At 42.5% G+C, this 11,533-nt stretch carries 10 protein-coding genes; 6 read left to right on the top strand and 4 right to left on the bottom strand.

What is annotated here, in order from left to right; translation table 11 throughout:
• Positions 1-678: 678 nt before the first annotated feature.
• Positions 679-1,875, top strand: a complete 1,197-nt coding sequence (locus MNV_RS06845; RefSeq protein ID WP_096204718.1) for a cytochrome-c peroxidase — start codon at positions 679-681, stop codon at positions 1,873-1,875.
• 30 nt (positions 1,876-1,905) lie between these two features.
• Here the strand turns inward: MNV_RS06845 and MNV_RS06840 are convergent, their stop codons facing one another.
• On the bottom strand, positions 1,906-3,081 hold the full coding sequence (locus tag MNV_RS06840; protein WP_179293851.1) for an argininosuccinate synthase: 1,176 nt from the start codon (positions 3,079-3,081) through the stop codon (positions 1,906-1,908).
• A 444-nt stretch (positions 3,082-3,525) separates the two neighbouring features.
• Between MNV_RS06840 and MNV_RS06835 the strand changes: the two genes are divergently transcribed.
• Positions 3,526-4,023, top strand: coding sequence for a hypothetical protein (locus MNV_RS06835; RefSeq protein ID WP_143311675.1), 498 nt, complete (start codon positions 3,526-3,528; stop codon positions 4,021-4,023).
• Positions 4,024-4,407: 384 nt separating this feature from the next.
• Here MNV_RS06835 and sucD read toward each other — a convergent pair whose 3' ends face one another.
• The 3 genes from sucD to MNV_RS06820 form a co-directional block, all read right to left on the bottom strand.
• Positions 4,408-5,271, bottom strand: a complete 864-nt coding sequence (gene sucD / locus MNV_RS06830) for a succinate--CoA ligase subunit alpha (protein WP_096204713.1) — start codon at positions 5,269-5,271, stop codon at positions 4,408-4,410.
• Positions 5,252-6,358, bottom strand: a complete 1,107-nt coding sequence (gene sucC / locus MNV_RS06825) for an ADP-forming succinate--CoA ligase subunit beta (protein ID WP_096204711.1) — start codon at positions 6,356-6,358, stop codon at positions 5,252-5,254. Before sucC ends, sucD begins: the two co-directional genes overlap by 20 nt.
• A gap of 241 nt (positions 6,359-6,599) precedes the next feature.
• On the bottom strand, positions 6,600-7,031 hold the full coding sequence (locus MNV_RS06820) for a hypothetical protein (RefSeq protein WP_096204710.1): 432 nt from the start codon (positions 7,029-7,031) through the stop codon (positions 6,600-6,602).
• Positions 7,032-7,322: 291 nt separating this feature from the next.
• Between MNV_RS06820 and MNV_RS06815 the strand changes: the two genes are divergently transcribed.
• The 4 genes from MNV_RS06815 to MNV_RS20615 all read left to right on the top strand — a co-directional run bounded on the left by MNV_RS06815 (position 7,323) and on the right by MNV_RS20615 (position 11,255).
• Positions 7,323-8,501 carry a tyrosine-type recombinase/integrase gene (locus MNV_RS06815; RefSeq protein ID WP_096204708.1) on the top strand — a complete coding sequence of 393 codons (1,179 nt, stop codon included), beginning with the start codon at positions 7,323-7,325 and terminating at the stop codon, positions 8,499-8,501.
• A 187-nt stretch (positions 8,502-8,688) separates the two neighbouring features.
• Positions 8,689-9,003: a hypothetical protein gene (locus MNV_RS06810; protein ID WP_179293845.1), complete on the top strand. Its 315-nt coding sequence runs from the start codon at positions 8,689-8,691 to the stop codon at positions 9,001-9,003.
• A 458-nt stretch (positions 9,004-9,461) separates the two neighbouring features.
• Positions 9,462-11,084 carry a hypothetical protein gene (locus MNV_RS06805; RefSeq protein ID WP_096204705.1) on the top strand — a complete coding sequence of 541 codons (1,623 nt, stop codon included), beginning with the start codon at positions 9,462-9,464 and terminating at the stop codon, positions 11,082-11,084.
• Between the two features lie 45 nt (positions 11,085-11,129).
• Positions 11,130-11,255 carry a hypothetical protein gene (locus tag MNV_RS20615; RefSeq protein WP_256999981.1) on the top strand — a complete coding sequence of 42 codons (126 nt, stop codon included), beginning with the start codon at positions 11,130-11,132 and terminating at the stop codon, positions 11,253-11,255.
• The last annotated feature ends 278 nt before the right edge of the window (positions 11,256-11,533 follow it).

Here is an 11,533-nt window from a genome sequence, read left to right as displayed (position 1 = left end):
TACGACATTTTCAAACCGTATATGTCTTACTTTGGTTTATCCCCAGAAATTATAACTATCCGCCTGATCCTATTAACACCCCTTTAAGCGGTTGTTGGTTATTAAGATTTCGCTTCCTTCAATACTTTGCTGGTAAAAAGTTATTTTATATCATCCTTGCGTGTCTAAAAACAAAAGCCAAAAGATAGTTACAATACCACTGATGGACTTTCGGGATATACCTGAGAGTAAAATTTACTTTGAGTGAGGGACTTTTATGCTTCTAACACATGCCTCTGATATATGCCTTTACATCTATCTTTACATCTTATTTGTTTTTAAATGAAGCCAGCCTTATAGAAAAACTGTAAATACATGAGTAGTATAATTAATAATCATTATGATTTAAATCATAATATAATACGATCTACAATTATGGGCTTTTAGGGGAGTTATAAAAAGTAACTTTGAATAGGTTCATTTTTATTACTCTTCTATCATTGTTATAACCACATTTCAAAAAATCCGAGATGCGCGGGGGTTTGCCTTAAAAGGTAGTGTGGTAAGTGCATCAAGCGCTAAGGTGGGGCGCTATACAAGGCAGCCTCAGGTGAGTCTTGCCAGAGGTAAATACACAAAAATAAGAGAAAAAATGTTGAAAAACCTAAACAGAGGACATAATCAAAGGAGAAATCAACTATGTTAAGTAAAAGAATTTTGATTTGTGCGATAGTTTTGCTGCTGGCTGTTGTAGGGACTGCAGCAGCAGTAGAACTTACGCCTAAAGAAATGCTTGGAAAGAATTTGTTTTTCGATGAGAACCTATCAGAACCGAAAGGGCAGGACTGTGCTGTTTGCCATGGTTCCGAAGCAGGCTGGACAGGTACTGATTCAAACATCAACGCTCACGGCTCGGTCTATGAAGGTGCAGTGCAGGGACGGTTCGGAAATCGCAAGCCGCCGAGCTCTGCATACGCCACTTCCAGCCCTATTTTCCACTTTGAAAAGGGAAAAGGAGGGTTTTTTATAGGCGGCAATTTCTGGGATGGGCGGGCAACCGGTGAAAAACTGGGAAATCCTGCAGCCGACCAGGCACAGGGACCGTTCCTGAATCCGCTTGAGCAGAATAATCCAGATGCTTCGGCTGTTGTCCAAAAAGTGTGCAGCTCAAACTATGTAGACCTCTTCAAACAGGTATGGGGCGATAATGCCTGTGATAACGTGAGTGAAGCGTATGATAATATCGCTTTATCAATAGCAGCATATGAAGCCTCAAGTGAAGTAAACCAGTTCAGCTCGAAATACGATTACTTCCTTACTGGCAGGGCAGAATTAACAAAACAGGAGAAGGAGGGCCTTTTATTGTTTAAAGGGAAAGCTAAATGCGATAAGTGCCACCCATCCGATGGCGAACGTTCCTTGTTCACCGATTTCACCTATGATAATCTCGGTACGCCGAGGAACCCGGAGAACCCTTTCTACAATATGGCAGAGTTCAACCCGCTTGGAGCGGCTTTTGTAGATACAGGGTTGGGTGGATTCCTCTCGACGCAGAGTGATTTTTTACAACTTCAGAAAGAAAATTATGGAAAGTTCAAAGTGCCGACGCTGCGAAATGTGGATAAGAGGCCGACTCCTGATTTCATAAAAGCTTACTCCCACAATGGCTATTTTAAGAGCCTTAAAGAGATCGTGCATTTCTACAATACAAGGGATGTTTTACCTGTTTGCGGCTTCGAAGGCAGCAGGGAAGGTGTGAACTGCTGGCCATTGCCGGAATTAGCTCTTAACATGAACACAAAAGAATTAGGGAACCTTGGATTGACTGATGAAGAGGAGGACGATATTGTAGCTTTCTTGAAAACATTATCAGATGGATTTATTCCACCCGAATGAGAAGGTAATTCTTCTCATTTATAAGAAGAACTAACACATCTTCTTATATAACCGCGCCTGGAACCCGTGATACTTGCAGTATCCTTCCGCATCCTTCTGGTCAATCGTCTTGCTATCAAACGATGACAGGTCGGCGGAATAGAGAGCATATGGCGAATCCCTTGCAACAACCTTCGCATTGCCTTTATAGAGCCTGAGCTTTACATTGCCCGAGACCCTTTCCTGCGTCTTATCGATAAAAGCATTCAAGTCTGAATATAGGGGCTCGTCCACAAGACCTTTGTACGCAAGCTCGCTCCAAGTCTCATCAACGAGTGACTTGAAGCGCAACTCATCCCTTGTAAGCACAAGCTTCTCAAGGTCTTTGTGGGCGGTCAGCAGTATCGTGGCTGCGGGATGCTCGTAATTTTCCCTGGCTTTAAGACCGAGCACCCTGTCCTCTATCATGTCCGTGCGTCCCACGCCGTGAGCGCCGCCTGTTTTATTAAGCGTCCGTATCAAAGAGACGCCATCAAGACCTTCCCCGTTCAATGATGCCGGGATGCCTTTTTCAAAACCGAGCTCTATAATCTCCGCGCCGGGCGACTTTTCAGGCGATACCGTCCACTCAAATATCTCTTCAGGAGGAATAAAATTTGGCTCCTCAAGCCTGCCGCCTTCGATGCTGCGGCTCCAGATATTCTCATCCACGCTCCACGGCTTTGATTTCGTGGCAGCTACGGGTATCCCATGTTTCTTTGCGTATTCCATTTCCCAATCGCGCGTCAGGTTCATGTCCCTCATCGGGGCTATGACCGGAAGTGCAGTGCTCCTGAACACAGCCTCGAACCTTAACTGGTCGTTGCCTTTTCCGGTGCAGCCGTGGCAGAGGGCATCAGCGTTCTCTTTCTGCGCTATTTCGACGACCTTGCGGGCGATGAGGGGACGGGCTATCGATGTGCCGAGGACATAGCCTTCGTAGCTTCCATTGGCTTTGATGAGAGGGAAGATATAGCCATTTACGAACTCGTCCTTTGCGTCTATCGTGTAATGTTTATCGCTTATTACAGCCGCTTTCTTCTCAGCCTGCTCTATCTCTTTTTCAGGCTGTCCCACGTCCACGGTCACTGTGATTGCATAATCGCATCCGTAATGCTCTTTTAATAAGGGTATGCAGACAGAAGTATCAAGTCCGCCCGAGTAAGCAAGTACTACTTTTTTCATAATGGCGGGTTAAACAGTGCGGAAAGATTAATAGTTTTTGTTTTTGGACAAAATATTACATCTGCCTATTATAAAGTTACATTGTTCCAGGATGGTTAGCTATAGGTAAAGTCCATAGCTAACAAAGAAAAAGCATTGATAAAGGAGTTTCTCATACCAATCTAAGGTTGGAAAGTTTTAAGTTACATATCGGTTCTCTGTATGTAATGGGTATTATGAAGGATTAATGATGGCACCGTTGCTCTGGTGGGAGACTGGTGAAGGGCTCTATGGGTTCGAATCCTGTCAACGGAGTGGGCATAACAAGTTTCATGTGCTTTTGCACAAAAGAAATGCCCTGAAAAGATAAAAATATGAAATAACTTGAATGGGGAATTTCACGCAAGTGGGACATGAGAGATTGTGTGCCTAAAAGAATATATGGGGGTAAAATACATGAAGAAAATATTGGCACTATTACTGCTGGTATCAGCAGTAGTCGGAATGACGATGCCAGCAATGGCAAGCATAACAATTGGAACGGAAATTGAAAACGAACAGGATGCATCAAACTGGGCAAGCAGTGCGATAGCTCAAAGCCAGGAAAACGAAGGTGACCAGGTCAACATTAACGCACAGATCGCCGTTGGCGGCGATGCCCAGGCAGAATCTGAAGCAAATGCTAATGCAGAAGCCGAGGACGAAAGCAGCCACGATGTCGGCGGCGAAGATTCAGATGATAATATCGGCGGTCTGGATAATTCCGGTGCGTCAAATGATGACTCTGGAAATGCAGTTGCTGTCGCTGATGCAGATGGTGGAGATGCAACAACCAATGGTGATAACGAACAGGAAAATTCACTCGATCAGACTGCCATTGCAGTGATATCAACAGAACAGGAAAATGAACAGGACATAGAACAGGACGTAGATCTGGACATTGAAGATATCGAGGAAGAAGATTAAACTGGAACTTGTTGAAATCGAGGACTCCCAGATCGTTGAAAACGATTCGGCAGTCGTTGAAGACAATGAGCTGTTCGGTGGATCAGAAATCGAAGCAGCTGACTAATTAAAGACAGCTTCAGGTATAGAGGGGGGTGACTTCCTCTATCTTTTTTGTTTTTATTGCAGATGGCGATTCAAAGGAGGAATTGTCCGAGGGGGGATTTTCACCCCCTATTTAGCAACAGAAGAGCAACCCGTAGGAGGTAGCGGGCTCGGACTCATGTATATTATCACAACTATTTTTCATAGTAATGATGATTATCATGTCAGCCTCCAATACATAATACAGCGGCTTAGCATATATATAACTTTCGGTAAGACATATTAATAAATATATTTAATTTATAATATAGATTTGACTTTCTGAACTATATCCTCAGGACTTCTTCCTACCGTGATGCCCGCCTTCTCAAATGCATGGATTTTCTCAAGCGCTGTACCTCCTCCCATCGATACGATAGCTCCCGCATGACCCATTGTCTTTCCCGGGGGCGCTGAAACACCGACCACGTAAGCGATAACAGGCTTGTCCATCTGCTTTATGTATTTTATCGAATCCTGTTCGGCTGTCCCTCCTATCTCCCCTACAAGCACGACCGCGCGGGTCATCGGGTCTTTTTCAAACAGCTGCAGTATTTCCTCAAACGACGTACCTATCAACGGGTCGCCGCCTATGCCAACGGATGTTGATTGCCCGATCCCGCTCTTTGATAAAAGGTCTATTATCTCATATGTAAGCGTACCGCTCCTCGATACCAGTCCAACGTTACCTTCCCGGTGGATCGGGTTTGGCATTATGCCGATTTTCGATTCACCGGGCGTTGTCATGCCGGGGCAGTTCGGACCGATAAGCCTTGAGGATGAGTTCTCAAGATAGGCGCACACGCGCATCATATCATGCAGAGGGACGCCTTCGGTAATGCACACTATCAATCCTATTTCACCGTCGATGGCTTCAAAGATAGAATCCGCTGCGAACTTCGGGGGGACAAAAATAACCGATGCATTGGGTTTTACCTCATCAACCGCTTCGGCTACGGAATCAAAGACCGCAACTCCGTATACTTCGCTTCCTCCTTTGCCCGGTGTCACGCCTCCCACGACGTTCGTCCCGAATTCCTGCATCTGTTTTACCTGGAATGACCCCTCACGCCCAGTGATTCCCTGTACAAGGACGCGCGTATTTTTATCTATAAGTATGCCCAAGTTCTATCACCTTCCTTGCTGCTTCCTCAGTGGATGATGCAAAGGTTATACCCAGCCTCTCAAGCATTGCCCGCCCCTCATCTTCGTTAGTCCCGGCAAGCCTCACAACAAAAGGCACTTTTATTTCCGGGCTTACATCGATTATTGCTCGCGCCACTTCATCGCATTTTGTAAGACCGCCAAAGATATTGATGAGTATTGTCTTTACATTTTTATTGGACGATACTATCCGCAACGCGGTTTTTACCTGCTCTTCACTTGCCCCCGCCCTCACGTCCATGAAATTGGCTGGCTCGCTGCCGTATTGTTTTATCATATCAAGTGTTGCCATCGCAAGCCCTGCTCCGTTTACTATGCATCCGATATCACCTTCAAGAGCGACATAGCTCATCCCGTGTTTTTTTGCAAGCCCGGTGAGAGTATCTTCTTCCTCCTCTTCGAACTGCTGCCTGAACAGGGCATTATCATCCAGGATCATTTTTGCATCAAGAGCAATGATTGCCCCTCCTGTTTGAGCCAGCGGGTTTATCTCGGCAAGCGTGCAGTCGTTATTCGTAAAAACACGGTAGAGTTTCTTTACGACATCGACAATTTGAGCCGAACTCTCCCTGCCCAGGAAATATGCGACCCTCCTTGCCTGGTACTCATGGAGCCCTGTCAGCGGGTTAATATGCACCCTGAAGATCTTTTCAGGGTTGCTCCTGGCTGTCTCTTCGATATCCACGCCGCCTTCCGTGCTTGCCATTATTATCGGGCGGCGCGCCTTCCTGTCGATGGTTATCCCCAGGTACATCTCTTTATCCGGTTTCTTGTATTCCTCGATAAGTACTTTTTTAACAGGCATTCCTTTTATCGACATACCAAGGATACGCTGTGCATCCTTTACTGCTTCATCCGGAGTTTCGGCTGTAAGGATACCGCCGGCTTTTCCCCTCCCGCCGGCTGTGACCTGAGCTTTAACGACAACGCTTCCCAGTTTCCTTGCTGCTGCGCCCGCATCATCCGCCCTTGTGATAAGCCTCCCTTCCGGGACCGGGATACTGTATCGTGAAAATATCTCCTTGGCAGCATGTTCATATAGCATCATGATTTACACCCCTTATCTGGCAACAATAAGACATTATAGCCCATTTAACTATTTATTAACATCATAAAGCTTAAATGTGCTGGGAACCGGGTAAATGCCAGTACAAAACCAGCATTGGATAATCGAAAAGTAAATGAAAAGAAGACAAAACATATCAATAAAAAGAAAACCCGTTTTTCTCAATGCGTTATTTACTTCCTATCTTATCTATCTACTATCTTATCTGTCCGATATCACGATCTCAATAGAGATATTCCCTGGGTATATTGTATTCCCTGCTTAATTTTTGAAGTCCAAGCTCGTATTTTCTGGCGATCGCATCGAGCTTATTTACACATATTTCAGAGTACACTGCTTTACCATCGCTATCATAACCTACAGGCTGGCATTCTGCCTGATATTTAAGGTTGCTGTTGTGACGTTCGTTACGTATTTCATTGTACTCTTCAATAGCTACGCCGTAAGGGATTATGTATTGCTGACCATAGCTGAACGAGACTATAAGTGCACCATCGCGATCCTCGTTCCAATAGTACGTCATGTTCGGGTCGCTGGATTGATTTTGGTTGTCATCAGTTGTGCTTGCTGCATATACCACTGCTACTGCTATTGATAGTATTGTGAGTATTAGCAGTACATATATGGCTATAACTCCCTTTGTTTTTGCTTTCATAATTTTACCCCCTGTACGAGTATAAACTCATGCTAACTACGTTTTTTACTCACTTAAGGCTATCTATCAAAAGCATATATGTTTACTATATAGAGAATACACAAATTACAGAAGTTTATGAGTTTTAAGGCGTGATATTAACAATATCCTGGCTGCCTGTTTTAAGATATAATCAAAAGTGATTTTGGTCTACAGTAATACTTACTTTTTTACGTAATATTTAATACCTCTGAAAGCATATTGACGGTCTAAGCATCAGCGTGTACGCGCTGATGAAAATACGGGTGAACCATGAACGTCGATATAGAATCAGACCCTAAACTACAAAAGGCGGCTGCTTTACTTGAATTATCCGATGGTACAAAACATGTATATTTCTATTATATGCAGAAGTTTTGCGACCTTGTAGGGAAAACACCAACTGAACTCATCGATGAATCATACGCTGAATTGAAACAGGGGATATTACCCGCAGAAAGAAAATCCACAGATTACATTCTTGCATTTAGACAGTTGTTGAAGGATATGAACCAGAGTTCAAACACAGTCAATACGGCGTTATCCGCTATCATGAGTTTCTATCGTGCTTTTGATGTAGAATTATCTTATAGTGTCGGGAAGTTGAAAAGAGCAAAACCGTATAAGGAAAACCAATGTTTCTTGAAAAAAGAGGATGTTAAGAAGCTTATCATAAACGCTAAAAACTTGCGCGATAAAGCAATCTTCCTTACAATGGCAACAAGCGGGTTAGCAAGGACTGAAATCATAAACTTGAAGGTAAATAGCATTGAATACGACTCGACAGGTATCGGAATAGTACAGTTACGGCGACAAAAGACACATACCGACTTTTGTACATTTATCAGCCCTGAAGCCCGTATTGCGATTGATAATTACCTGGATGAAAGAAGCAGGATTGAGAAATTAAAACCTACCACGAACGATTACCTGTTCGTATCATATATGACTGGCAGCCAGTTAAATAAAGAATATTTTACACAGATATTCAATAACCTGGGCAAGGAGTTAGGTTATACTAACGGACGGTACATGATCAAAACGCGTTCCCATTCACTACGAAAGTTTTTTTCATCGACTTTAGAAAACGCTGGATGCCCAAAGCCCAAAGTGGATTATCTGTTAGGTCACTATAAGTCAGCTTCAGACGTGGCATACTTCGATTCTGACCCTGATGTGTTAAAAACCCTGTACATAAAATATCTGCCTTTCTTAACATTTGAAAAGAACATAGAAATGCTATCTTTAGATAATAAGGATGCCAAACGGTTAGCTGAATTGGAAAATATGTTCGCGGCAATGCAGGAAGCCCTTGGGCTGCGGCAAACCGCCGATGGCAAGTTTACGTTCGAGGCAAAATTACGGGAATTACCGGACGACCTTCAAAAGAAGCACGGCAAAAAGTTCGCTGTCGTGACAACTGAAGAACTCGAAAAGAATGTCAAAATATGAAGCCGTGGTGGAAGTTATGGAAGTGAAGTTACAAAATGATAACTGATTATGTTATTCCGGCAATTATAGGAATAATAGCAGCTTTAGCGACAAACATTCTTTTTTTGAGTATCAATTTTATAAAGAAAAAAAGTTGGAATTCTTAAAAACGCAAATAGATGAGTTACTACTTCCATTATTTATCAAAATGAAATATTTTGACAACCTAATGGAATACAATAGAGACTTTGACGTTTCATGGGATATGATATTAGAAAAAGAGGACGAAGACCTTGAAGATATTAAGAAAATAGCAATTGAAAAGTTAAATCTTGCAAACCAAAAATTATCCACCCTTCTATTAGACTTTATTACATATCAATTTCTGAATGATGAGGTTATGAGGCGTGTAGAAACCAAAGTTGTTATACAAAATTTCTTAGAACTTAAACAAGTAGTTTATAATGAATATGAACAAACAGTAAAAGAATATCAAAACATAAAATGGTGGAAATTCTGGTGAACTTCCTAACAGTACAAACCCGCCCGTACGGGATGGTTTAGACAGTTCCCCCGATAAGACTGAGAACGCGCCCCACAATTAAGGGATGAGTTAGTCGCGCAGGTCAGGCTTGGTAGCTATCTTTTTTTAACTTGTACGTAATTTTCGATAGCAGGCTAAGCACAACTATATGATTATTGAAAACAATATTAAGCGGTAGTAACGGCGACCACCGATAGTCCATTTGACATTTGACTTTTTTCAAAGGGCTTATCTTGCGGTATTGAAGTTGCGCGGTGGGCTGGTACAGGTTAATGATACCATGCAACAGACAATACCCATTGGATTTAGTATAAACCGTGAATTATTGAAAATCTTGGATACAAAAAGAGGACGTATTCCGAGATCAACGTACGTGTGCGATTTGCTTAGAGAACATTTCGGGATTCCTTTGAAACTCACCTATTGACCCTATTACTATGACTGAACAAGACGACGAAACAGATGAAGTAATACGCGGTCGTGCCTCCGTACTAATGTACGCAGATAAACACGGGATGAAGGACAAAGACATCAGGAAACACCTGTTGGCTTTGCATCCAGATAACGACCCATTTTACATACCACAACGGTGGCAAGAAAAACATGCGGTATGGTTTGCTGAGGTCTTCAAACAAAGGGCAGAAGAAACCGGCGACGATGAAGTGAACCCGCGGGGCGAACATTACTACGCATACGCAAAAAACCTAATGGACTGGGATGGTGAACCGTATTTGAATGAAAATAAATGGACAAAACGCACGACTGACGCATCAAAATTCGCACGATATATGGGTCTAATCGACTATGATGCAATCGTTGATGCTAAAAACCCGCCGCCACAAATCCATAGAAGGTATGGTCGCTTAAAATACAATATTGATACCGATACCGATGATAAAGAGATAGAGTTACCGAATATAAAGTACGCTGATGGCATATATTGTAAAATCGATATCGACAGATGGGTTCGGTCGGAAGCAGACAAATATAAAGAAATAATCACCGCAGATATGGGGGTATTCCCTGATGATTTGCAGCCATATCACACCGAATTATTCATTGAAAAAACCGACCACGACAGAATCCTCGACCCCATCTGTGCGAAATACTTGACGAATTATCAAGCATTCAAAGGCGAGGGGTCACTGAAAGCAGTGACATTGCTGATGGAGAGGATTGAACATGTAAATAAGCCTGTCCTAATTTTCTATATCAGCGATTTCGACGGGAAGGGAGAACATATGCCCACTGCCTTCGCACGGAAAATAGAATTTTTAGTCAGGTCTAAGGGTGTGGATAAAGACATAAAACTAAAGCCTATCGCTTTACTCCCCTGGCAAGTTAAAGAATACAAACTACCGAGGAGACCCATAAAAGATGGAGATAAAAGCAAAAAAAAGTTTGAAAAGAAACATGGTAAAGGTGCAGTTGAATTGGATGCTTTAGAAGGTATATGTCCAGGGGAGTTTAAAAAAATCGTGGAAAATGCACTTAAACCGTATTTCGACGAAAATATAGTCAGTGCAGCATACGAAAAAATAGACGAAGTTAATAGCGAAATATACAATCGCGCGATAACTGCATTGACAGACAAATCGTTGTTTGAAGAAATCAAATATCTTAATAGTCTGATAGATAAGCACGAGGACATTGAAGCACCATATCAAAACAGCATTGATGAACTGTATGATGAATTGGATAGGAAGCGCGAGGAACTTAAAGCACCATACCTTGCCAAAATCCAAGCGATAGAAGATGAGATGGAAGCGGAATGCAAAAAGCTTGAAGCACCGTATAACACGAGAATAAATGAAATAGAAGAAAAAAAGGCGGATGCTATAGAAAGCACTGAGGCGGAGATTGATGAAAAATATCAGGATATACTTAACGCATTACCGGATATCGACCTTTCCGATATAGATGAAGAGTTTGTAAAGCCGGAAAGCGATGTGTCGCCTATAGAGGGCGATGAGTGGTTGTACGACAGCAGTTTATCGTATTTTGACCAACTGAAACGATATAAAAATGTAGCTACTATCGAGAATGGTGATGCTTGCTAACGGTTTTTTCAGCTTTATAACATCACGAATAGTATTAATGTGCATATGAAACAGCGTATAAACATCACTATTGAACCGAAAGTTCTTGAAAGTGTCGATAAGGAGCGTGGATTAATAAAACGTTCAACGTTCCTTGAAAATATTTTGAAACAGAGGTACAATATAAAATAATTGGCGTGAATAAAAATGAAAAACGTGAAGAATGGGCTGGCGGGGAATCAGTCCGCCAGCGAATGGTCGATTGGTTTTGCCTTGGGTGGCTAACCATGAACATATTCAAACGATTGGGGGCGATTGAAATATGAACAAAGGTAGTACGTATACACACGGTAATAAAGTTATACCATTACCAGAAATTTACAGACGATTGCTTAGAAAAATTGAAAGATACCCCTTCAAGCGAGGTGGGCGCATAGTTCCATTTAGGATCTGTGCGTAAATAACTTACC

It is taken from the genome of Candidatus Methanoperedens nitratireducens (assembly GCF_900196725.1).
In the GTDB taxonomy this organism is placed as follows: Archaea; Halobacteriota; Methanosarcinia; order Methanosarcinales; family Methanoperedenaceae; genus Methanoperedens; species Methanoperedens nitroreducens_A.
The sequence above is the reverse complement of the archived record's forward strand: the minus strand, read 5'-3'. Positions and strand labels throughout refer to the sequence as shown.

What these genes read in the sequence shown, in the direction of transcription:
- MNV_RS06810 (WP_179293845.1), top strand. Translation starts at nt 8,689, where the DNA reads ATGAAATATTTTGACAACCTAATGGAATACAATAGAGACTTTGACGTT.
- MNV_RS06815 (WP_096204708.1), top strand. Translation starts at nt 7,323, where the DNA reads ATGAACGTCGATATAGAATCAGACCCTAAACTACAAAAGGCGGCTGCT.
- MNV_RS20615 (WP_256999981.1), top strand. Translation starts at nt 11,130, where the DNA reads ATGAAACAGCGTATAAACATCACTATTGAACCGAAAGTTCTTGAAAGT.
- sucC (WP_096204711.1), bottom strand. Translation starts at nt 6,358, where the DNA reads ATGATGCTATATGAACATGCTGCCAAGGAGATATTTTCACGATACAGT.
- MNV_RS06845 (WP_096204718.1), top strand. Translation starts at nt 679, where the DNA reads ATGTTAAGTAAAAGAATTTTGATTTGTGCGATAGTTTTGCTGCTGGCT.
- MNV_RS06820 (WP_096204710.1), bottom strand. Translation starts at nt 7,031, where the DNA reads ATGAAAGCAAAAACAAAGGGAGTTATAGCCATATATGTACTGCTAATA.
- MNV_RS06805 (WP_096204705.1), top strand. Translation starts at nt 9,462, where the DNA reads ATGACTGAACAAGACGACGAAACAGATGAAGTAATACGCGGTCGTGCC.